General features: G+C 67.2%; 18 protein-coding genes and 3 pseudogenes. 13 read left to right on the top strand and 8 right to left on the bottom strand.

All coding sequences use genetic code 11. From position 1 onward, the window contains the following. Positions 1 to 33: 33 nt before the first annotated feature. Positions 34 to 2,118, top strand: a complete 2,085-nt coding sequence (locus ACFOWZ_RS24965) for an alpha-galactosidase (protein WP_382376297.1) — start codon at positions 34 to 36, stop codon at positions 2,116 to 2,118. Between the two features lie 61 nt (positions 2,119 to 2,179). On the opposite strand, the gene ACFOWZ_RS24960 is transcribed toward ACFOWZ_RS24965, so the two are convergent. Next, on the bottom strand, positions 2,180 to 3,331 hold the full coding sequence (locus ACFOWZ_RS24960) for a hypothetical protein (protein ID WP_382376296.1): 1,152 nt from the start codon (positions 3,329 to 3,331) through the stop codon (positions 2,180 to 2,182). Positions 3,332 to 3,401: 70 nt separating this feature from the next. Next, positions 3,402 to 4,577, bottom strand: a complete 1,176-nt coding sequence (locus ACFOWZ_RS24955; RefSeq protein WP_382376295.1) for an FAD-dependent oxidoreductase — start codon at positions 4,575 to 4,577, stop codon at positions 3,402 to 3,404. Positions 4,578 to 4,652: 75 nt separating this feature from the next. On the opposite strand from ACFOWZ_RS24955, the gene ACFOWZ_RS24950 reads away from it, so the two are divergent. The 3 genes from ACFOWZ_RS24950 to ACFOWZ_RS24940 all read left to right on the top strand — a co-directional run bounded on the left by ACFOWZ_RS24950 (position 4,653) and on the right by ACFOWZ_RS24940 (position 7,475). Then, positions 4,653 to 5,249: a TetR/AcrR family transcriptional regulator gene (locus tag ACFOWZ_RS24950; protein ID WP_382376294.1), complete on the top strand. Its 597-nt coding sequence runs from the start codon at positions 4,653 to 4,655 to the stop codon at positions 5,247 to 5,249. 79 nt (positions 5,250 to 5,328) lie between these two features. After that, positions 5,329 to 6,522: a hypothetical protein gene (locus ACFOWZ_RS24945; RefSeq protein ID WP_382376293.1), complete on the top strand. Its 1,194-nt coding sequence runs from the start codon at positions 5,329 to 5,331 to the stop codon at positions 6,520 to 6,522. Positions 6,523 to 6,533: 11 nt separating this feature from the next. Further along, positions 6,534 to 7,475, top strand: coding sequence for a hypothetical protein (locus ACFOWZ_RS24940; protein WP_382376292.1), 942 nt, complete (start codon positions 6,534 to 6,536; stop codon positions 7,473 to 7,475). A gap of 16 nt (positions 7,476 to 7,491) precedes the next feature. Here the strand turns inward: ACFOWZ_RS24940 and ACFOWZ_RS24935 are convergent, their stop codons facing one another. The 3 genes from ACFOWZ_RS24935 to uvrA form a co-directional block, all read right to left on the bottom strand. Further along, on the bottom strand, positions 7,492 to 7,962 hold the full coding sequence (locus ACFOWZ_RS24935; protein ID WP_382376291.1) for an SRPBCC family protein: 471 nt from the start codon (positions 7,960 to 7,962) through the stop codon (positions 7,492 to 7,494). 130 nt (positions 7,963 to 8,092) lie between these two features. Continuing rightward, positions 8,093 to 8,275 carry a hypothetical protein gene (locus ACFOWZ_RS24930; protein WP_382376290.1) on the bottom strand — a complete coding sequence of 61 codons (183 nt, stop codon included), beginning with the start codon at positions 8,273 to 8,275 and terminating at the stop codon, positions 8,093 to 8,095. Further along, the gene (gene uvrA / locus ACFOWZ_RS24925; RefSeq protein WP_382376289.1) at positions 8,275 to 11,154 is read right to left on the bottom strand and encodes an excinuclease ABC subunit UvrA; all 2,880 of its coding nucleotides are present in this window, start codon (positions 11,152 to 11,154) and stop codon (positions 8,275 to 8,277) included. Before uvrA ends, ACFOWZ_RS24930 begins: the two co-directional genes overlap by 1 nt. Positions 11,155 to 11,379: 225 nt before the next feature. On the opposite strand from uvrA, the gene ACFOWZ_RS24920 reads away from it, so the two are divergent. Further along, positions 11,380 to 12,132, top strand: coding sequence for a maleylpyruvate isomerase family mycothiol-dependent enzyme (locus ACFOWZ_RS24920; RefSeq protein ID WP_382376288.1), 753 nt, complete (start codon positions 11,380 to 11,382; stop codon positions 12,130 to 12,132). Positions 12,133 to 12,179: 47 nt separating this feature from the next. On the opposite strand, the pseudogene ACFOWZ_RS24915 reads toward ACFOWZ_RS24920, so the two are convergent. Beyond that, a pseudogene (locus tag ACFOWZ_RS24915) lies at positions 12,180 to 13,139 on the bottom strand (acyltransferase family protein); the annotation flags it as partial. A 138-nt stretch (positions 13,140 to 13,277) separates the two neighbouring features. On the opposite strand from ACFOWZ_RS24915, the gene ACFOWZ_RS24910 reads away from it, so the two are divergent. From ACFOWZ_RS24910 to ACFOWZ_RS24900, 3 genes and pseudogenes are all read left to right on the top strand, one after another. After that, on the top strand, positions 13,278 to 13,955 hold the full coding sequence (locus ACFOWZ_RS24910; RefSeq protein WP_030466496.1) for an MBL fold metallo-hydrolase: 678 nt from the start codon (positions 13,278 to 13,280) through the stop codon (positions 13,953 to 13,955). A gap of 212 nt (positions 13,956 to 14,167) precedes the next feature. Further along, complete coding sequence (locus tag ACFOWZ_RS24905; RefSeq protein WP_382376287.1) at positions 14,168 to 15,418, top strand: ATP-binding protein; 1,251 nt, start codon at positions 14,168 to 14,170, stop codon at positions 15,416 to 15,418. A gap of 37 nt (positions 15,419 to 15,455) precedes the next feature. Continuing rightward, a pseudogene (locus ACFOWZ_RS24900) lies at positions 15,456 to 15,647 on the top strand (MBL fold metallo-hydrolase); the annotation flags it as partial. A 38-nt stretch (positions 15,648 to 15,685) separates the two neighbouring features. Here the strand turns inward: ACFOWZ_RS24900 and ACFOWZ_RS24895 are convergent. Further along, positions 15,686 to 16,819 carry an HIRAN domain-containing protein gene (locus tag ACFOWZ_RS24895; RefSeq protein ID WP_382376286.1) on the bottom strand — a complete coding sequence of 378 codons (1,134 nt, stop codon included), beginning with the start codon at positions 16,817 to 16,819 and terminating at the stop codon, positions 15,686 to 15,688. A gap of 321 nt (positions 16,820 to 17,140) precedes the next feature. Between ACFOWZ_RS24895 and ACFOWZ_RS24890 the strand changes: the two genes are divergently transcribed. The 3 genes and pseudogenes from ACFOWZ_RS24890 (at position 17,141) to ACFOWZ_RS24880 (ending at position 19,789) form a co-directional block, all read left to right on the top strand. Next, a complete protein-coding gene (locus ACFOWZ_RS24890; RefSeq protein ID WP_382376285.1) occupies positions 17,141 to 18,409 on the top strand; it encodes an ATP-binding protein in 1,269 nt (422 codons plus the stop codon). A gap of 40 nt (positions 18,410 to 18,449) precedes the next feature. Continuing rightward, positions 18,450 to 18,590: pseudogene (locus ACFOWZ_RS24885) on the top strand (MBL fold metallo-hydrolase); the annotation flags it as partial. A 104-nt stretch (positions 18,591 to 18,694) separates the two neighbouring features. Continuing rightward, positions 18,695 to 19,789 (top strand): beta family protein, encoded by a 1,095-nt coding sequence (locus tag ACFOWZ_RS24880; RefSeq protein WP_382376284.1) that lies wholly within the window; start codon positions 18,695 to 18,697, stop codon positions 19,787 to 19,789. A 17-nt stretch (positions 19,790 to 19,806) separates the two neighbouring features. On the opposite strand, the gene ACFOWZ_RS24875 is transcribed toward ACFOWZ_RS24880, so the two are convergent. Next, positions 19,807 to 20,385 (bottom strand): DUF7711 family protein, encoded by a 579-nt coding sequence (locus ACFOWZ_RS24875; protein WP_382376283.1) that lies wholly within the window; start codon positions 20,383 to 20,385, stop codon positions 19,807 to 19,809. Between the two features lie 10 nt (positions 20,386 to 20,395). On the opposite strand from ACFOWZ_RS24875, the gene ACFOWZ_RS24870 reads away from it, so the two are divergent. Together ACFOWZ_RS24870 and ACFOWZ_RS24865 are read left to right on the top strand one after the other, a co-directional pair. Then, positions 20,396 to 21,343: an amidase family protein gene (locus ACFOWZ_RS24870; protein WP_382376282.1), complete on the top strand. Its 948-nt coding sequence runs from the start codon at positions 20,396 to 20,398 to the stop codon at positions 21,341 to 21,343. Continuing rightward, on the top strand, positions 21,340 to 21,660 hold the full coding sequence (locus tag ACFOWZ_RS24865; protein WP_382376281.1) for a hypothetical protein: 321 nt from the start codon (positions 21,340 to 21,342) through the stop codon (positions 21,658 to 21,660). The genes ACFOWZ_RS24870 and ACFOWZ_RS24865 overlap by 4 nt, the downstream gene beginning before the upstream one ends. The last annotated feature ends 192 nt before the right edge of the window (positions 21,661 to 21,852 follow it).

Below are 21,852 nucleotides of genomic sequence, written 5' to 3'. Positions count from 1 at the left end.
TGTTCATTTGTGTTTGATGTGGACGGGACCCGCATGAACAACACGGAGGTCGTGCACCTGCACGACCGCACCTCCAGCGTGGTGATCGACGTCCGGGGCGCCGGCCTGCCGGTCATCACGCACTGGGGACGCACGCTCGGCGACGTCGGCCAGGACGCTCTGCGCGTTCTGGCCGGCGCGGTGTCGGGAGTCGTCCCGAACAGCTCACCCGACCACGCGGTCGAGGTCGCGCTGCTGCCGGACGCGGGTGCCGGGCACTCCGGTCGTCCCGGCCTGCGCGGGCACCGCGGCGGTGAGCACTTCGCGCCCGCGCTGGCGGTGACGTCGTTCTCGGTGGAGGACTCGATCTTCCGCTACGTGGCCGAGGACCCGGCGGCCGAGCTGGTCGTGACCGGCGTGGTGGAACTGGCGGCGTCCGGGATGCTCCGGCTGCGGCACACCGTGCGCAACGACGGCTCCACGCCGTACGCGCTGGAGGGCCTGGAGACCGCGCTGCCGACGCCCTCTCACGCCACCGAGCTGCTCGACTTCACCGGCCGGTGGGCTCGCGAGCGTTCGCCGCAGCGGCACCCGTTCAACTACGGCTCGTGGGTCCGCGAGAACCGCCGCGGCCGCACCGGGCCCGACGCGACCATCGGGTTGCTCGCCGGGACGCCGGGGTTCTCGTTCCGCTCCGGTGAGGTGTGGGCGCTGCACGTGGCGTGGAGCGGCAACCACGTGACGTACGCGGAGAGCTTCCCCGACTCGACGCCCGTCCTGGGCGGCGGCGAACTGCTGCTGCCGGGCGAGATCGTCCTGCAGCCGGGCGAGGAGTACGAGTCGCCGTGGCTCTACGCGGCCTACTCCAGCGAGGGCATCGACGGCATCAGCGCGGCTTTCCACCGCCAGCTGCGCGAGCGTTCCCTGCGTCCGCGTCCCGTCGTGCTCAACACGTGGGAGGCCGTCTACTTCGACCACGACCTCGCGCGGCTGACGGCGCTGGCCGACACCGCCGCCGAACTGGGCGTCGAGCGGTTCGTGCTCGACGACGGCTGGTTCCGCCACCGCCGCGACGACACCGCTGGTCTCGGCGACTGGTACGTGGACGAGACCGTGTGGCCCGACGGCCTCACCCCGTTGATCAAGCACGTCCGCTCGCTGGGCATGGAGTTCGGGCTGTGGTTCGAGCCCGAGATGATCAACACGGACTCGGATCTGTACCGCGCCCACCCGGACTGGGTGCTCGGCCCGCGTCCCGGCGTGCTGCCGCCGTCGTGGCGCAACCAGCAGGTGCTGAACATCGCGCACCCCGAGGCCTACGCGCACATCCTCGACCGCGTGTCCTCCGTGTTGTCCGACAACGACATCGCGTTCGTGAAGTGGGACCACAACCGCGATCTGATCGGCGCGCGGGTGCACGACCAGACCGAGGCGTTCTACCGGCTGCTGGACGAGCTGCGGCTGCGGCATCCGCACGTCGAGATCGAGAGCTGCTCGTCCGGCGGGTCCCGGATCGACCTCGGCGTGCTCTCGCGCACCGACCGCGTGTGGACCTCGGACTGCAACGACGCCCTGGAACGCCAGCTGATCCAGCGGTGGACCGGCGTGTTCCTGCCGCCGGAACTGATGGGCGCGCACGTCGGCCCGACGCACTCGCACACCACCGGCCGCACGCACGACCTGTCGTTCCGGGTCGCGACGGCGATGTTCGGACACTTCGGCATCGAGTGGGACATCAACTCGGCGACCGACTCCGAACGCGCGGGCCTGCAGGCGGCGATCGAGTACTACAAGGACGTGCGTTCCTTGGTGCACAGCGGGGTTTCGGTGCACTCCGACCACCCGGACCCGGCAGCGTGGGTGCACGGCGTGGTGGCTCAGGACCAGTCGGAGGCGCTGTTCTGCTACGCGCAGCTCACGACTTCGGTGCAGCACAAGCCGGTGCGGGTGCGCTTCCCCGGGCTCGACCCCGCGCGGACGTACCGGCTGACGTTCGACGCGCCCGCCGGTCTGCCGAGGCTGATCGGGCGGGGAGGGAACTGGGAACCGATCTCGCTGCCCGGCTCGATCCTCGCCGACGTAGGAATCCAGCTCCCGGTTCTTGAACCAGAACAGGCCGTTCTGCTGCGGCTGCGCTAGATCGCGATGAACGGCGCATTCGTCCACCTGACGTGAACAAATGCGCCGTTCATCCTCCCTCTTACCGGCCGGCGCGACTTCCGTCGGCCTTCGTCGCCCACCACTTGCCGCCAACGCCCTGCCCGTTGGCATCGCCGCAGACCTTGTCACCTGAGAAGAGGTACTGCGGCCATCCGGCGATGGTGAGCTGTTTCTTCCCGTCCCGCTCGATCGTCCCGACGAGGGCGGAATCCACGCCCTGCACCTGGAAACCCTCGCTGACGTAAGCGGGCGGCCATTGCACCGCGCAGTCGCCGGAGCAGTTGCTCTTCGACGGGTCCGCGGTGTCGTTGTCGAACCGGTAGAGCGTCATGCCTGCGGAGTCCGTGGCGATGACGCCCAGGTCCCCGACGGTCGCACTGGTGAGCGCGATCGCCTTGTTCTGCTGGGCCTTCTTGCCGTCGGTGGCGGTGGCGAACCACTTCGGCACCGTGACGCCCTTGGCCTCACCGGGCTTGGTGTCGTTCTTGAACGTGTACTGCGGCCAGTTCGCGACCGTGAGCTGCTTGCGGCCGTCCTTGCGGGTGATGGTGCCGAGCAGCTTCGGGTCGACGCCCTTCACGCGCGGCTGCTCGCCCTCCACGACGACCGGCGGCCAGCTCTCGGCGCACCCACCGTCGCAAAAGGACTCACCGGGCTTGTCGCCGTCGAACCGGTAGAGCGTCAGGCCTGCGTCGTTGGTCAGCACCGCGCCGAGTCCCGCGATGACCCCGGTGCGGGCGGCGAGCCGGGTGCGTTCGCCGTTCTTGCCGGTGACGAACCACTTGCCCTGCAGGCCCTGCCCCTTGGTCTGGCCGGGCTCGGCGTCCTTGGCGAACCGGTACTGCGGCATGCCGTCGACGGTGAGTTGCCGGCTGCCGTCCTTGCGGACGATGCTGCCGACCGCACCCACGCCCTCCGCCGTGAAGTTCTCGTCGGCGACGGTCGCGGGCGGCCACGCGGCGGCGCACTCACCGTCGCAAGTGGACTCGTTCGGCTTGTCGCCGTCGAACCGGTAGAGGGTGAAGCCCTTGGCGTCGGTGACAACCGGACCGAGGTCGTCGATCTCGGCGACCTTCAGCGCCACAACGCTTTCCTGCTTCTGCGCGACCGGCCTGCTCTGCGGGACAGCGGTGCAGGCGGTCAGCGGGACCAACCCCAGCGCGACGACCGCAACACCTTTGCGGATCATCATGAACCTCCTGGCTCTTGCCCTCCGACGCCAGACACACGCAGAGAACCCCAGAACGGTTCAATCTTTTTTCTCAGTCGCCCTGACCTGCGAACATGGCGCGTTTGAGGGCGGGAACGGCGCTCGCGGTCCGCAGCACGGTCTTGAAGATCGTCCGTGCGACCGGACTGCCGTCGGCGAACTGGCGGGCCGCCTTCAGCGAGGCGCGGACCGCGGTGAACCCGTAGTCGTACATCTCCTTCTCGTACCTGGCGATCGAGTCACCGCCCTCGACGATGCACCGCGCGAGCAGCTGGGCGTCCCGCAACGCGACGTTCGCCCCGATGCCCATCATCGGCGTCATCGCGTGGATCGCGTCACCGAGCAACGTGACGTTCGTGGGCTGCCAGCGCTCGATCTGCTTCGCCGACCGGATGCGCCACTCGCTGACCGTCTCGACCGGCGAGGAGGACACGACCCGTTGCAGCTCAGGGCTCCACCGCGAGATCCGGCCGAGGACCTCGCGCTGCAGGTCCACGCCGTCGTGGATCTTCATGCCCGCGGCGGCGTACGCCCACATCAGGTACGGCCGCACGTTGTCGAACAGCAGGCCGTCCGAGTCGGTCACGCCCAGTCCGTCGTGCGCGGCGAGGAACATCCCCGCCCGGCCCGTCGGGATGACCGAGTTGGCCCTGACGACCAGCTCCGACGGCAGCCAGGGGTTCTCGTCGAGGAACAGCTTCCCCGCGATCGCCGTGACGCCGACGTCCTCGGTGCCCGCGTGCGGCAGGTACTGCTTGCGCACGCGCGACCGGATCCCGTCCGCACCGACCAGCACGTCGCACTCCGCCGTGGTGCCGTCCTCGAAGTGCAGCGTGATCACGCCGTTGTCCTGCTCGTAGCGCTCGAACCGCTTGCCGAACTCGACGTCGAGCCCGTCGAGCAGCACCTGCCTGAGCGTGATGCGGCTGGCCGAGTAGTGCTGCTCCGCCTCCGGATCCAGCACCAGCAACGGCTTGAGCTGGTCCGTCACGAAGCCGAACCCGTTGCCGCCGTGCCCGGCGCTCTGCTCGAACCGCGCCCAGTTCGCCGCGGGCAGGCACTCCCGCAGCGCAGCGGCACCGTGCGGGTTGATGTGCACCCGGTACCCCTGCAGGCGGTCCGTCCGCGACAGCTCGCGCTCGTACACCGCCACGTCCACGCCGGCCTTGCGCAACCCGTGCGCCAGGCACAGCCCGCCGATTCCCCCACCGACCACTGCGATTCTCATGCCGTCAAGTTTCAACCGCGTGGTTGATTAAGTCAACCCGTTGGTTGAAACCGACCGGTCGGCTACCGTGTGGCGGTGGATCAACGCCGCTCTCCCAGCGCCTCCGAACGCAAGCGCGACCCGGAACGCACGCGGGCCCGCATCCTGGAGGCGGCCGCGGCGGAGTTCGGCGCGAAGGGCTACGCGGCCACGCGCACTTCCGACATCGCGGCGCGCGCGGGCGTTAACAAGCAGCTGATCTCGTACTACTTCGGCGGCAAAGAGGGGCTGTACAAGGAGATCGCCACGAGCTGGCACAACGACGCGGCCGAGATGGCGAGCCAGGAGCAGCCGCTGGACCAGGTGCTGGCGAACTTCGTGGCGACCACGCTGACCGACCAGGGCCGGCTGTGGGCGTGGTCGAACCTCGCCGGTGACAGCCCACCCACCGATGAAGCGTTCCTGCGCAACCAGGTCGAGCAGATGCGGGACCGACAGAAGGCGGGCGAGCTTCCCGCGGACCTGGATCCCGGCTTTCTGCTGCTGGTGCTGATGGCCGCGGCGTCCGCACCGTTGACCCTGCGGCACACCGCGAGCCAGATCACCGGAGAGGACCCGGCGACACCGGAGTTCGCGTCGAAGTACGCGGAACAGCTGGCACTGCTGGTGCGCCACCTGTCCGGCCGGAGCTGATTTCTTTCCCGGCGGAACCTGACGGAACCACTCGCCGTCTACACGCAGAACATGACGCGCAGGGTCCAGGGGGAACGCGGTGAAACGCTGGCTGGCGGCGGCAGGTGCCGTCGTTGTGGTGCTGGGACTGGTGATCGGCGGGTTGTGGGTGTACCTGACTCCTGATCACCGCACGACTTTCCTGGTCGACGCGTCCGAGTCGTCAGACTTCCGCGAGGTGGCGGACGCCGTCGGCACTGCCGCCTCGACCATGCCGGGCGACGATTCGTTGGCACTGCGCCGATTCGGTGGCTCGTGCGACGGCTCGAACACCGCCGAACTCGTCACGCCGGGTACCGGGCAAGCGGGCGAGATCGGTGACGCGGCCCGCGCGATCACGCCTGAGGGCAAGGCGACGTTGCTCAGCGGGATCCTCGCCACGATCGACGATTTCGCGCGCACGTATCCGTTCCGCGGCTCTGTCTCGAATCGCGTCGTCGTGGTCGCGCGCGGTGACGCCGACACGTGCGGCAAGAACCCCGACGAGATCCGTTCGCTCATCAAGCAACACACCGACAAAGCCGGCGCGAAGATCGACTTCCGGTTCGTCGGCCACCGGCTCACCCCGGAGCAGGCCAAGAACCTCAACGCGGTCGCGGCCGCCGTCGACGCGCAGAAGCCGCGGCTCACCAAGACTTCGGACGAGCTGGTCACGACGCTGAAGGAGATCTCGGTGCCCGCGAACCTCGCGGCCAAGGAGGTCAAGACCGCTCCGTGCGACATGGTCTCCCCCGAGTCGCTCGCGGCGAAGTACCTGCCGGAGCCCGGCCTGACGTACTTCGACGTGAAGTGCGCGCAGGACCGCTACGTGCTCGCGACGCTGAACACGCCGAAGCGCGAGGCACAGGACATGCCGGTCGTGTTCGAGTTCGAGAACGACACGTGGCAGAAGACCATGGCGCAGACCGACATGCCGTGCGGCCAGGTGCCGAAGGAGGTCTGGAAGGCGTGGAACTTCGACTGTCTCCAGGAACCGGCCGTCTGTCGTGAGGGCCAGCGGAAGGTCACCGTCCTGAGCGGCTGGATCGACTGCCCGGCCGCGGTCGACGTCGCGGACCGCTACAAGGCCGCGATCGACGCCGGTCAGGTGGCGGGCCAGCTCCTGCTCTGGGAGTCCGGCGACTGGGCCTGTTCCTGGCCGTACGAAGACGGGCTCGCACACGCGCAGGTGCCGCTGAAGTGCGCCCGGTCGAGCGACAAGGCCGTCGTCCAGATCGGTGACTACCAGCGGTGAGAAGGATCCGGATGAAGCGCTGGCTGGCGGCAGCGAGTGCCGTGGTTCTGGTGGTGGGGCTGGTGATCGGCGGGTTGTGGGTGCACCTGACTCCTGATCACCGCACGACTTTCCTGGTCGACGCGTCCGAGTCGTCCGACTTCCGCGAGGTGGCGGACGCCGTCGGAACCGCCGCCTCGACCATGCCGGGCGAGGATTCGTTGGCACTGCGCCGGTTCGGCGGCTCGTGCGACGGCTCGAACACCACTGAGCTCGTCACGCCGGGTACCGGGCAAGCGGGCGAGATCGGTGACGCGGCCCGCGCGATCACGCCTGAGGGCAAGGCGACGTTGCTCAGCGGGATCCTCGCCACGATCGACGACTTCGCGCGCACGTATCCGTTCCGCGGCTCTGTCTCGAATCGCGTCGTCGTGGTCGCGCGCGGCGGCGCCGACACGTGCGGCAAGAACCCCGACGAGATCCGTTCGCTCATCAAGCAGCACACCGACGAAGCCGGTGTGAAGATCGACTTCCGGTTCGTCGGCCACCGGCTCACCCCGGACCAGGTCAAGGTCCTCAACGCGATCGCCGCCGCCACCGACGCGCAAACTCCGCGGCTCACCAAGACCTCCGACGAGCTCGTGACGACGATGAAGGCGATCTCGGTGCCTGCCACCCTGGCGGCACAGGAGACACCCAAGCCCTGCGCGTCGGTGACCCTGGCGGTGCTCCAGGCGCTGCACCCGGTGAAGGACCAGCAGAAGCAGCCTGCGCGCCTCACCGAGCTCAACTGCCAGCAGGACCGGTTCGTGCTCGCCCAGGCGGACCTCGACCCCGGCACCGGCGTGTCGTTCCCTGTCCTGTTCGAGTTCAAGGACGAGGCGTGGCACTACGTGGACGCCAGCTACGAGATGTTCTGCGGCGACGTGCCCGCGGAGGTGTGGGCGAAGTGGGGTGTGGGCTGCGTGCGCTGATGCCGGGCTTTCGCCGCTACTGAGCCTCGCGGCGGCTCGCGGCGTTGGCCTCGAGCTGTTGCTTCAGTCCTTTGAGGCCACCGCGCATCATGAGGTCGTGGTTGCCGCGGAAGAACGGCCTGGCGATCAGCACCAGCCGTCGTAGCAAAGCCTTGTTGACCACGACCTCCTGGTCGAACAGGAGGTCCGTGCCGCCGTCCTTGCCGATGATCTCCCAGCTGGCGAAGCCTTCGAGATCACCGGTCAACGTCGCGCGCAGGAGACCGGCCTGCTGGTTCCTGATGCTGTGCTTGACCTGCACGACGAGGTCGAACGGCAGGAACGAACGGCACCGGAGCTCACCGCTCTCGTCGTCGATCTTCGTGGCCGCGCGCACCTCAGGCCACCACACCGGGTAGTTCGCGATGTCGGACAGCACCTCGTACACGGCGCACGGAGGCGCGTCGACGTGCCACACGCTGCGGAAGCGGTAGCGGTTGAGTGACACGGCCGCCATCATCCCGGATAGCTCGTTCGAGTGACAGTTTCTCGACGAAACTCACAGCGAACCGGGAAATTCCTCACGGCGTGGCATCCGGCTCAAGCGGGGTTCGAGCGTCCCACCAGGCCGTTCGTGTTCACTTGCCGGCGAGGCGGGGAAACCGTTCCAGGGTCCGCACCCAGCCGACAGCCGCGGCTCGGCGGAGTGCCTGCTCCGACGAGTCGAGCGCCTCAACGAGGCTGAAGGGTCGCGCCGTGGGCTCACCGCGCGACGCCTGAAGGATGCGCTCGCGGTGGGCCAGCGCATCGAGTGGAATCATCACCCTGCCGCCGACACCTCCTCGTTCTCGAGCACCTGCAGCAGGAACTGCCCCGTGTAGCTCTTCTCGACCGCGGCGACCTGCTCGGGTGTGCCCTCTGCCACGACCATACCGCCGCCGGAGCCACCTTCGGGACCCATGTCGACGATCCAGTCGGACGTCTTGATGACGTCGAGGTTGTGCTCGATGACGATGACGGTGTTGCCCTTGTCCACCAGGCCGTTGATGACGCCCAGCAGCTTGCGGATGTCCTCGAAGTGCAGACCCGTCGTCGGCTCGTCGAGGATGTAGACCGTCTTGCCCGTCGACCGCTTCTGCAGCTCCGACGCGAGCTTCACGCGCTGCGCCTCACCACCGGACAGCGTCGGCGCCGGCTGGCCCAGCCGCACGTAACCCAGACCGACCTCGACCAGCGTCTTCAGGTGGCGGTAGATGGCGTTGATCGGCTCGAAGAACGTGGCCGCCTCCTCGATCGGCATGTCGAGGATCTCGGAGATCGTCTTGCCCTTGTAGTGCACTTCCAGCGTCTCGCGGTTGTACCGCGCGCCCTTGCACACCTCGCAGGGGACGTAGACGTCCGGGAGGAAGTTCATCTCGATCTTGATCGTGCCGTCGCCCGCGCACGCCTCGCAGCGGCCGCCCTTGACGTTGAACGAGAACCGGCCCGGCTGGTAGCCGCGGACCTTCGCCTCGGTGGTCGCCGCGAACAGCTTGCGGACGTGGTCGAAGACGCCGGTGTAGGTGGCCGGGTTCGACCGCGGCGTGCGGCCGATCGGCGACTGGTCGACCCGCACGAGCTTGTCGACCTCGTTCAGGCCGTTGATGCGGGTGTGCCGGCCGGGGACCTGACGCGCACCGTTCAGCTTGTTCGCGAGCACCGTGGCGAGGATGTCGTTGACCAGCGTCGACTTGCCGGAGCCGGACACACCCGTCACCGACGTGAGCGTGCCGAGCGGGAACGACACGTCGATGCCGCGCAGGTTGTGCTCGCGCGCGCCGACGACCGTGAGCTGGCGCTTCTTGTCGATCTTACGGCGCTTGACGGGCATCGGGATCTGCTTGCGGCCCGACAGGTACGCGCCGGTGATCGAGTCCTTGTTCGTCAGCAGCTTCTTGTACGGGCCGCTGTGCACGACCTTGCCGCCGTGCTCACCGGCGCCGGGGCCGATGTCGACCACCCAGTCCGAGGTGCGGATGGTGTCCTCGTCGTGCTCGACGACGATCAGCGTGTTGCCGAGGTCGCGCAGCCTGGTCAGCGTCTCGATCAGCCGGTGGTTGTCGCGCTGGTGCAGGCCGATCGACGGCTCGTCCAGCACGTACAGCACGCCGACCAGGCCGGAGCCGATCTGCGTGGCGAGGCGGATGCGCTGCGCCTCACCGCCGGACAGGGTGCCGGACGCGCGGTCCAGCGACAGGTAGTCGAGGCCCACGTCGAGCAGGAAGTGCAGGCGGGCCTGGATCTCCTTGAGCACCGCGCCCGCGATCATCGACTCGCGCTTGCCGAGCTTCAGCCCGTCGAGGAAGTCCGAGCACTCCGCGACGCTCATCGCGCAGACCTCGGCGATGGACCTGTCGCCCTTCTTGCCGTGGTGCAGCGTGACCGCGAGGATCTCCGGCTTGAGCCGCGTGCCGGCACACGCGGGGCACGGGACCTCGCGCATGTAGCCCTCGTACTTCTCCCGCATGTACTCGGACTCGGTCTGCTCCTGGCGCCGTTCGAGGAACGGGATCACGCCCTCGTAGTTGGCGTAGTAGGAGCGCTCACGGCCGTAGCGGTTCTTGTAGCGGACGTGCACCTGCTCGTCGATGCCGTGCAGGATCGCCTTCTGCGCCTTGGCGGGCAGCAGCCGCCACTGCTGGTCCATGCGGAAGCCGATGGTCTCGCCGAGCGACTGGAGCAGGCGGGTGAAGTACTCGGCGGTCTGCCCGCCGGCCCACGGCGCGATGGCGCCCTCTTCGAGGGTCAGCTCGTCGTCCGGGACCACGAGCTCGGGGTCGACCTCCTTCCGCACGCCGATGCCCGTACAGACGGTGCAGGCGCCGTACGGCGAGTTGAAGGAGAACGACCGCGGCTCCAGGTCCTCGATTGCGAGCGGATGGCCGTTGGGACATGCCAGGTTTTCGGAGAAGCCCCTGATCCGCTTCGGGTCCGTCTCCGGAAGATCCACGAACTCGAGCTCGACCAGGCCGTCCGCCAGTCGCAGCGCCGTCTCGACCGAGTCGGTGAGGCGCTGCTTGGACGACGCCTTGACGGACAGCCGGTCGATGACGACCGCGATGTGGTGCTTCTCCTGCTTCTTGAGCTTGGGCACGTCGGCGAGCGCGTAGACGACGCCGTCGACCTTCGCGCGCGAGTAGCCCTGCCCCTGCAGGTTCTGGAAGAGGTCGAGGTACTCGCCCTTGCGGCCGCGGATGACCGGCGCGAGCACCTGGAACTTGGTGCCCTGCTCCATCGCGAGCACCTGGTCGACGATCTCCTGCGGCGTCTGCTTGCCGATCGCCTCACCGCACTGCGGGCAGTGCGGCTTGCCGGCGCGCGCGTAGAGCAGGCGCAGGTAGTCGTAGACCTCGGTGATGGTGCCGACGGTCGAGCGCGGGTTGCGGCTCGTGGACTTCTGGTCGATCGAGACCGCGGGCGAGAGGCCCTCGATGAAGTCGACGTCGGGCTTGTCCATCTGCCCGAGGAACTGACGCGCGTACGCCGACAGCGACTCGACGTAGCGGCGCTGGCCTTCGGCGAAGATCGTGTCGAACGCGAGGCTCGACTTGCCGGAGCCGGACAGCCCCGTGAAGACGATGAGGCTGTCCCGCGGCAGGTCGAGATCCACGCTGCGCAGGTTGTGCTCGCGGGCGCCGCGAACGACAAGACGGTCTGCCACTGGGGTCCCTTCGGCTGCGATCGGCGGGTCACTCACGCCACACTCTTCCGAACAAGCGTTCGAAGCGTACTAGCATCGTTTCGGAGGCTGCGACCGACCCGCCGACCATGCTAGGGGCGACCCCTGACAAAAACGGTTCCGGGCGCTGCCGCATTCCCCTGAGCTGGGTTTACTCCTAGGCTGGTCACTTCGATCAGAAGCCTCAACGTCGGGGAGAGGCAACACATGACCTACACGCCGTCCACGCAGCAGACGTCCGTACCTGCCCCGCGAGGTGTGCCGGACCGGCACATCAACGCGGTGCGCCAGGCTACGGACGTGCTGTACGAGGTCGTCGAGGAACTGGACGAGGCCGCGATGCGCGGCCAGAGCCTGCTCCCCGGCTGGACCCGCGGACACGTCATCACCCACCTCGCGCGCAACGCCGACGCGCTGGTGAACCTGCTCACCTGGGCGCGGACCGGGGTCGAGCACCAGGCCTACGCGTCGCGGGCGGACCGCGACGCGGACATCGAGGAGGGCTCGCGCCGGATCCTGCAGGTGATCAAGGCGGACCTGGACTCCGCCTGCCTGCGGTTCGAGGCCGCGTGCCGCGAGATGCCCGCGCACGCGTGGCGTTCCGAGGTCACCGCACCCAAGGGCCAGGCGATCCCGGCGTCCACCGTGCCGTTGTTCCGGCTGCGGGAGATCTGGATCCACCTGATCGACCTGAACGCCGGGGTCGGGTTCGACGACCTGCCCGCCGACTTCGTGGAGGAGTTCCTCGACGACGCCGTGAAGCAGTTCGAGGGCAGGGTCGAGCCGCTCAGCATCGAGGTGACCCTGCCCGACGGTGCTCAGCGCATCTGGACGGTCAACGGCCCGGCGAGCCGCAGCTCGGTGAGCGGGTCGGCGAGCGCCGTCCTCGGGTGGCTGACCGGCAGGACCGACGGCGCCGACCTGCGCGGTGAACTGCCGGAGCTGCCCGACTGGATCTGAGTCAGCAGCTTGTAGGCGGGTCGTTCGACGAACCTGGTCATCGCCCAGCCGAGCACCAGCGCCGAGGTGAAGAACCCGGCGATGAGCCACCAGGACCGCAGCCCAACGGCGTGCATGCGGTCCATCACCACGGTGCCGATCTGCTCGTGCACGAGGTAGACACCGTACGAGATGCCGGCGAGCCAGGTGATCGGCTTGGCGATGGGCTCGAAGAACACCCAATCGGGTCCAGCGGCCGCTGCGCACACCATGAGTAGCAGCACGGCGAAGCCGAGGGTCGATCCGTACTCGGTCGTGTGAATCGCCTGGGCCATCAGGGTGGCGACGAGCAGCGCCGCGAGGTGCGGGGTCTTCAGGCGGTGCTTCGACCACAGCCAGATGGCGATCCCCGCGGCGAACAACTGCGCCCTGTGCAGCGCGAAACCGTTGTAGACGATGAAGAGCGTGTGCGAGTGGTTGAGCAACGGGCGCAGCAGCAGCGGCGTGATGATGAGCGCCCACAGGAAGACACGGAGCTTCGTGCCTCTTAGGAACTTCACGAGCACCGCACCGGCGATGAACGCCGCGATCTGCACCGGCACGGTCCAGTAGGCGAAGTCGACGATGTTGACGTCCGGGAACCACTGGTTGATCAGCAGCAGGTTGTAGACGACGTCTCTGCCGTCGAGCTGGCTCCACCCCTGCGGCGCGACCCACCGCTGCACCGAGTACGTGAGCAACACCGCCGCCATGTACGCCGGCAGCAGGCGCGCGAGTCTTCTCCACAGGAACTGCGCCGGCTTCCCGCTGTTGAGCGACGCACACGCGAAGAAGGCCGAGATGACCATCAACGTGCTGGCGCCCATCGACATCGGGAACGTGAACGGCAGCGGGCCGAGATCGGGATGGCTGCTGACGCTGACGAGCGTCGCGTGGTGGAGCAACACGCACCCGATGGCGACGACGCGAAGGACGTCCCAGCTGACCCTGCGGGCCGTCCTGGGCTTTGCTCGTTGCGCTGGAATCACGAGAGGCGGGGACCTGTTCGTTGGTTCTTTCGGCGTACTCGGGGGTCGGAGCTTGATCCTTACTTACCCTACGAGTGAGACCTGTATGCAACCTGAAGGTGTGCGTCTCGCCGCATCGAGCGACTACGGTCTGCCACCGTGGACGTACTCGAGAACTACACCGGTCACGTCGATCCAGAGGGCCCCGCCGCCCGTCGCACGCTGGACGCGCTGACCATCACGAAGATCTCCGTCGGACCGATGGACAACAACGCCTACCTGCTGGTTTGCCGGTCCACGAACGAGGCGTTGCTCATCGACGCGGCCAACGACTACGAGCGCCTGTCCGACCTGCTCGGCCACATCCCCTCACGCCCGCGCCTGCGCACGATCGTGACGACGCACCAGCACGCCGATCACTGGCAGGCGTTGGGAGCACTGGCCGGCGCCCACGGTTCGAACACGGTCGCCCACGAACTGGACGCCGCCGTCCTGCCCGTCCCACCGGACGTCCAGGTGGAGCACGGCGACACCATCAACGTGGGCGAAGTCCCGTTGTCGATCATCCACCTGCGCGGCCACACCCCGGGCTCGATCGCGGTGCTCTACGACGACCCGAACGGCCACCCCCACCTCTTCACCGGAGATTCACTCTTTCCGGGGGGTGTGGGAAAGACCACGTCCGCGGACAACTTCGCGTCCCTGATCAACGACGTGGAGGACCGCCTGTTCGCCGTCCTGCCCGACGACACCTGGTTCTATCCGGGCCACGGCGACGACTCGACGCTGGGCAAGGAACGCCCCTCGTTGGCGGAGTGGCGCGCCCGCGGCTGGTGAGCTGAACAAGTCCGCGCACGCCCGCGAGCCAACGGCCAATCCTGGGACTGACCGAGAGATGCCGGGCGCTTGCACTACGGGAAGGTTCCGCCGAGCAAGCGTCCACCTCACCATCATCATGTCGACCAGATGACCACGCAGATATCGTCCAGATGACCACGTGAGCAGCGTCCAGATGACCACTGATCTTGCTTGTAGGGCACGCTGGGTCCATGTCCGCCACGCCCGACCTGGCCCCCCGCCGCGCCGAATCGTTGGTTCATGAGGCGCTTGAGGACACACGTGTTGTCCTGGTCAACGGTGCTCGGCAGGTGGGCAAGAGCACGCTGACCAGGCTCGCCACCGATCATCAGCCCACAGTGCTGCGCCTTCTCGACGACCCGGCGACGCTACGTGCCGCCAAGGACAATCCGACCGGGCTCGTCGAACACGACAATCTCATGGTCATCGACGAGATCCAGCTGGTTCCGGAGCTTCTCCAGCCGATCAAGGTGTCGGTGGATCTGAATCCCACTCCAGGCCGCTATCTCCTGACAGACTCATCACGGATCTTGGCCAGGCGAACTCTCCCGGACGCTTTGCCTGGGCGTATGGAAGTAATCGAGCTATGGCCGTTCTCGCAGGGAGAGATGCATGGATCTCCCGACCGATTTGTGGACGCTGCGTTTCGGCATGGCCCTCGGATCGACCACTCATCCGAACTGCGGCGCCGCGACTACCTGGAACGCCTCGTCGTCGGCGGCTTCCCGGAAGCCACGCGTCGCACTCCACGCCGCCGCACAGCCTTCTTCGACTCCTACCTGTCGACCTTGATCGAACGTGACGTCCTGGAACTGGCGAACATCGAGCGTCGAGGCGACTTGCTCAAGCTGATCGCCCTGCTCGCCGGGCGCGCCGGTGGCCTGCTGGAACCGACCGTTCTTGCCTCTCAGTCCGGTATCCCGCGGACCACCCTGGTTCGCTATCTGGAGTTGTTGGCGTCGGTCTTTCTCATCAAGAGCATCCCCGCGTGGTCATCCGGCCAGACACGCCGTGCCGTAGGCACGCCCAAACTTGCCTTTGTGGACACCGGAATCGCGTGTCACCTCATCGGTCAAGATCCTGTGCGGCTCGGTGAGCCAGGCGGAGCCGCAGGACCGATGATGGAGAACTTCGTCGTCATGGAACTCGCTCGCCAGCTGACCTGGTCCGAGGAACGTGGACGGCTGTACCACTACCGCACCAAGGACAAGCAGGAGGTTGATGCTGTCATCGAGACACCAGACGGCCGAGTGATCGGGGTAGAGGTCAAAGCAGGGGCGACAGTACGTACTGAAGACCTCGCCGGCTTGCGAAATCTGGCCAACCATCTGGGTGATCGATTCGTCGCCGGGTACGTGCTCTACGCCGGTCAGCAGACGTTGCCGTTCGGCGAGAAGATCAAGGCCCTGCCGCTTGACGCACTCTGGCGACTGGCCCCGTAGGAGCAGGTGCGGTGGTGCCGATGTTCACCGCCAGTGTGATTTGCTCTTTCCGGGGGGTGTGGGAAAGACCACGTCCGCGGACAACTTCGCATCCCTGATCAACGACGTGGAGGACCGCCTGTTCGCCGTCCTGCCCGACGACACCTGGTTCTATCCGGGCCACGGCGACGACTCGACGCTGGGCAAGGAACGCCCCTCACTCGCGGAGTGGCGCGCCCGCGGCTGGTGAGCCGACGCGGTGACCTGCACATGGGGCCCGGACGTGCGTCAGGCTTGCCGAACCGCAAGCTGCAGTTGCCGCACGAAGTCGCCCGGCAACGCTTCCGGCGGCGAGATGTTGAGCTTCGCCTCAACGGCCAAGGCGTTCCCCGTCAGCACGACATCGGCGTAACACGTGATCCCGGCCTCCTGCAGCGGACGCACGATCGACGACAGCTTGGCCGATGTTTGTTTCGTCAACTCGCCGATTTCCCGGCCATCGACGTAGACCACAACAACTTCGCTCTTCGATCGCGGGCCGGAACGCTCAAGAACTCGGAGACTGGCGACGACCAGAGCCTTGCCCTGCGCCTGGGCACGACTCATGAGCGGTCCCAGCACGTCCAAATGCTCACTTTCGCGAGTCAGTTGATAAGAGCGTCCCGACGGAATGAACATGTGGCGCGACCGGCTATCAACATCGTTGATCGGGAACAGGACTGATGGTTCAGCAAGATCGAGCGATACGCTGGCGATGAAGTCTCCGGGACCACGACGCCACCAGACCCGTGCACGACACTGGGCAATCTTGCCGGATTGTTCCACCGCCTGCAGAGGAGTCACGTATTCGACGGCTGATTCGCGCGGCAGGTAACCGACCAGCCGCCCCTCGATCAACACCTGGACCGCGTTGCGATCGTGGCGATTCGACGGTTCACGGCGCAACTGAGCAGTCATTTCCCGCTCACCGGTCGACGTTGCGCCGGCCAGGCCGCGCAACGCCTGGAAGTAGTGCGACTCGCCAACCACCTCTTGGCCGAACCAGCCAGAACCCCGCAGCAGGAGGGACTTTCCTGTCGAACGTTCAGCTGATGCGGGGCGAGGCTGCTGCTTCGACTCCCGCGAGGAGACTTCGGGGATGGTTGCGTCTCCCGCGCAGAATGAACGCAGCCCACGATACAGCTGCTCGAAATCCGCCTGTTGCCTACGGGTGAAGTGCAGCTGACAAGGACGTTCGTCTCGAACGACGAGATCCAGACGGCCATTCCGGAACAGGCCGGCCCTTGTCATCGAGACTGACACCAGGTCCGCGCTGGTCACCACGAGCCTGCTCCGGCCCAGCGCCACCTTCGTCAGTGCGTTCTTGGGCTGGACGACGAGCTGTTGACCATCGAAGTCGACAGAAATTCCGTACCCGTCCACCGAATACTCCTATCGGCTCACGGCGCGCTCAGTGGCACCAACTCACCCGCTAGTCGTTCTGGCAGCAGGCGGCCGTTACACATCGTCGCGGGGACCGCTGGGCAACCCACGACCGGTTCCGTCGCGCGAGATCCGTCCGGCACGGTTCGAGCCCGTGAGACCGATGACAGCGGACTCGGCGCACGGTGCGAAGATCAGCAATCTGTCGGTTCTAATGCTTGTAGAATGTCGGTCCACCTGATCGTGGTCTGTCGGCTTGAGATGCCGTGAGATGTACACTCACACGCCAGTCGCCCGTCGTTCTCACTGCTGAGAGGTCTTGTGACCGAGTCAGACCTGGTTCGCGCGTGCTCCGGCGTCGCGGAGGAGTACCTGTCGACCTTCCGTGTCGTGATACTCAACGGACCACGCCAGGCCGGCAAGACGACACTGCTCAGGCACCTGCAGCACCGCCACGGCGGAACGTTGCTCAACCTCGACGACGAACAACTCTTGCAGGCGGCGATCAGCGACCCACTGGCGTTCGCAGATACCGGCAGCGAACCGAGGCTCATCGACGAGATCCAACGAGCCGGCGACCCACTGGTGAGGGCGATCAAGGCAGAGGTGGACGCCATTCCACGACCTGGTCGCTATGTGCTCGCCGGGTCCACCCGGTTCCTGACAACCCCGAGCTTGTCCGAGTCGCTGGCGGGTCGCGGCGCTGTCGTGGACGTCTGGCCGTTCTCACAAGGCGAGTTCGAGGGAAAGTTCGAGTCGTTCATCGATATCGCGTTCGACGAAACTCGCTCGCTGAGCCACATCGCGCCCTCTCAGGTGGATCGCGCCGACTACTTCGCGCGCGTCTGCCGGGGCGGCTTCCCCGAGCCGGCACTCATGACGAGCACACGAGCACGCAGGGCTTGGTTCCGAAGCTATGTGCAAGCAATCGCCGAACGAGACATCCGCGAGATGGCCAAAATCAACGAGCCGAGCGCGATCACCGCGCTGCTGTCCTATCTCGCGTCGATCACCGCGCAGGAGCACAACAGCGTCAACACCTCCACCAAGACAGGACTTCATCGCACCACGGTGAATCGATACCTCGAACTCCTCGAAGCAGTTTTCTTGATCCACCGGCTTCCGGCCTGGTCGCGCAACCTGACTGCGCGAGTCGTAAAACACTCGAAGCTGCACCTCACCGATACGGGACTTGCCGCTTCGCTGCTGGGTGTTTCACCGGAGTCATTGGCCAAGCCGGTCGCTCCGGCCCGCGGCCCGCTGGTCGAGACATTCATCGTCAACGAGCTCGCGAAGCAAGCCACCTGGAGCGAGACGTCGGTTCGGTTGCATCACTGGCGAGTCAGCGGCGGAGCAGAAGTCGACGTGGTTTTGGAGCGAGACGACGGCCAGGTCATCGGTATCGAGTCCAAAGCAAGAGATACCGTGACCGGAGAAGACTTCCGAGGACTCGCGACGTTGCGCGACCTCCTCGGCGACCAGTTCTCCCAGGGGATCGTTCTACACACCGGCCGACAGGGGGCAATCGGCTTTGGTGACCGACTCGTGTCGCTTCCCATCGCATCACTGTGGCAGCTCAGTCACCGATGATCGCGATGTGTTGACCACTGGTGTGATCCACTCTTTCCAAGGGTGTGGGAAGACCACGTCCGCGGACAACTTCGCGTCCCTGATCAACGACGTGGAGGACCGCCTGTTCGCCGTCCTGCCCGACGACACGTGGTTCTACCCCGGCCACGGCGACGACTCGACGCTGGGCAAGGAACGCCCCTCACCCGAAGTCCCCGTTGACCCGGGATTTCACCCGTCCGGTGGGCCACGCCCCGATTCGCAGCCACGCATGATCGAAGCTGACGCTGCGGAGGGGGCTGCGCCATGTCCTTCAAGCCTTTGATCGCGATGAAGAGCAAGATGGGCGAGTTCGAATCCCTGCTCAACCTGACCGGCCGGAACAGTCCCAGGGTCGTCGTCGAAGTGCTCGACTCCGTTGCGCCCGAAGGCCGCGGGCGACTCATGAAAGCACTGGTCGACGCCTCGGTTCTCATGGCGCAACGCCTGCAACCCGTGTGGATCGACCTGCACCTGCTCAGCCCGGCGGCGGCGCTCTCCCACTGCCCCGGCGGCCCGTTCGAGCACCTCGACAACCGCATCGAGCAGGCGCTCCTGGACAGGTGGGGCATGCTCGCCCCCGACGTCCCGGCCTTGATCCCCGTCGTCTCCGATCTGGCGACGGACGACGAGCTGCGCAGGGTCGCGATGCTCCAGGAGCACCGGCCGCGACCGGTCGTGATCCGTTTTCGGCACCTCGACCTCTCCGCGGACCAGCTCGACGACCAACTCCGGCGGATCGGCCGCGGTGCGCGGATCCACGACAACCCCGTGCACGCGATCATCGACCTGGGCCACGTGGAGGCCGTTCAGCCACGACAGGCGGAGGCGGCGCTGTCGCTCGCCAGATCGCTCACCGCGCGCCTCGGCCCGTCCTCGACGACGCTGCTCGCCGGGTCGATCCCGGCCGACCGGCACGGGTTCGTGACGGCGGTCCGAGATCGGCCGGAAGTCCTGTTGTGGCGGGAGATCGCGAGCCGCATGAACGGCGCAGAACTCCACTACGGCGACTACGGCGTGGTGCACGCCCGACCTCCCGCACAGGGCAAGCCTGGACCGCGCACGATCAACCCGTACCTCTACTACACGGTGCCGAACTGCGTGATAGCGATGCGCCGGCAACTCGCCAGAGACGCCGGCAAGGTTGCGCCGGGCGCGGCCGGCGAGGCCTTCACCGACCTGGCCGACGAGCTCGTCTCCCGGCCGGAGTTCGCCGGCCGGGACTACTCCTGGGGCGACGGCGAACTGGTTGGGTGCAGCAGAACAGGCGGGAGGACAGCGAGCACGGTGTCACGATGGGTCGCGATCGCGATGTCGCACCACCTCGAGCACCTCGTCCGGCGCGCGCCGTCCGAACTGTGACCTGCGCGTCGAAACCGCTACTTCGCGTCCAGCAGGTCGAGGTACCCGCTGGTCGTGCGCCACAGCGCGTCCGAGTGCGGCGTGAGCTTGCCCGGAGCCCAGCGGCGGTCGGTGTAGTCCTGGTTCGCCCTGCGCAGGGCGGCCAGGCTCACCGCCAGCTCGTCGTCGACGCGCCGGCGGAGCTCCTCCGTCGTCGGCGCGGCCTGCCTGACCAGCTCAGCCGTGCCGTCGCCGACCGCGACCAGAGCTTCCTCGTCGATGCCGTCCGCGGCGCTCCAGATCAGCGCGGGCCGCTCGATGCGGTGGTTCCACACGGGCGCGTCCTTCGACCGCCACCGCGCCGTGAACGGGTTGCGCGAGAGCCGCGTCGAGTTGGCCCAGTGCTCGGCCCCGACCGGTTCGGTCATCCACGGCACCTCGTCGACCGGCAGGTCCGTGACCAGCGCGACCTCGATGATGTCAAGATCTTTCGGCACGTCCAGCAGATCGCCGAAGACCCACAGCTCGACCACCTGGAACCGGAAGAACGAGGCCGGCAGCTCGCCGCACTTCTCAGCGAGTTCGGCCAGGTGGTGCACAGCACGAGTCCATTTCACGGGGTGGATCATGCCTGACCTGGTTCGCGAGGCTCTGGCCCGGCTGGAGCGCGTCGAACAGGTGCTGTGCGCGTTCCACGAGGTTTTCAGCTCGTTCACGCCGGTGGACCCGTCGCTGCCGCTCGCCGGCACGCCTATCGCGGTGAAGCACGGTGAGCGCCGCAGCCATCGTGAGGCACTCATGGCGCTCGGCTGCGTTCCCATCGGTCTGACCACCACGCCCGATGGCACGACTCCCTGGCAGACGTGGGGCCGCAACTCTCGTGGCGTCACACGGAACCCATGGAACCTCGACCGCACACCGGGCGGTTCGTCGGCGGGTTCGGCGGTCGCCGTGGCCTCGGGGGTCGTGCCGCTGGCCACGGGTGTCGACGGCGCGGGGTCGATCCGCATCCCGGCCGCGTGGTGCGGCGTGTTCGGCCTGAAGACGACCTCGTCGGAAAGGGCGGCGGTCGGCGTGTTCACCCGTGACCCCACCCTGCTGGCGACCTATCTGGGCACGTCGGAGGTCAGCTCGCCCACCGCCGTCTGGTCGCCTGACCTGGGCTTCGCGGCCGTGGACGACGAACAGGCCGAGATCGCGTTCAAAGCGGCGGCACCGTTGCGGCCCCGGTCCGTCGCGCTGACGCTGCCGGACCCCGCCGCGGACTGGTTCGCGAACCGCTGCGGCCCGAACCCGGCACTGGACGAGCTGTTCGAGCACGCGGACCTGCTGCTCACGCCGACCACGCCCGGCCCGCCGCACGGCCACGACGGTCCGGGCGCGCGGATCAACACCGCGCTGACCTGGACGTTCAACCTCAGCGGTCACCCGGCGATCAGCATCCCGGCCGGCTTCGACTCCTGCGGCCTGCCGGTGGGGCTGCAGGCCGTGGCGAGGCACGGCCGGGAAGCCGACCTGGTCGCCGCCGCACGCTTGACCTCCACCGCGGTGGAGGTTGCACCCTGGCCGCCATGAACCTCGTGGTGCGCGCGGAAGAGCAGTCCCTCTGGCTGTGCTTCGAACCCTGGGCCAGCGAGTACACGCTGCTGCCCGGCGCGGCGGTCGTGATCCGGTTCAGCGACGAGATCGCTCCGGAGATCACGCACCACCGCGACGGCATGACGTTCTTCAGCGTGGGCGCGCATCCCGACCTCTACGCGGAGGACGGGACGGCGATCGAGATCTACAGCGAGTGGCTCCCGCCGTGGCCCGCCGAGCTGACGGTGGAGATGACCAGGGCGGTCATCCAGATCATGCCGGCGATCCGCAGCGAGCCGGACAACCTGAACTGAGCCGATCGGTGCAGGTGGGGGGCTGGCTGCCGCGCTAGGCCGCCACCGCCCGCACCAACCTCAACGCCACCAGTTCGTCGAGCATCGCGTCGAGCTCCTCCTGCTGCTGCAAGCTCCGCACAGGCCGCGGACGACCAGATCGCGCTCATCGAGCGGCAATTCCACAAGATCACCGACCTGGAGCAGGACCTC

This window comes from Lentzea rhizosphaerae (genome assembly GCF_042649515.1).
Taxonomy (GTDB): Bacteria; Actinomycetota; Actinomycetes; order Mycobacteriales; family Pseudonocardiaceae; genus Lentzea; species Lentzea aerocolonigenes.
The sequence above is the reverse complement of the archived record's forward strand: the minus strand, read 5'-3'. Positions and strand labels throughout refer to the sequence as shown.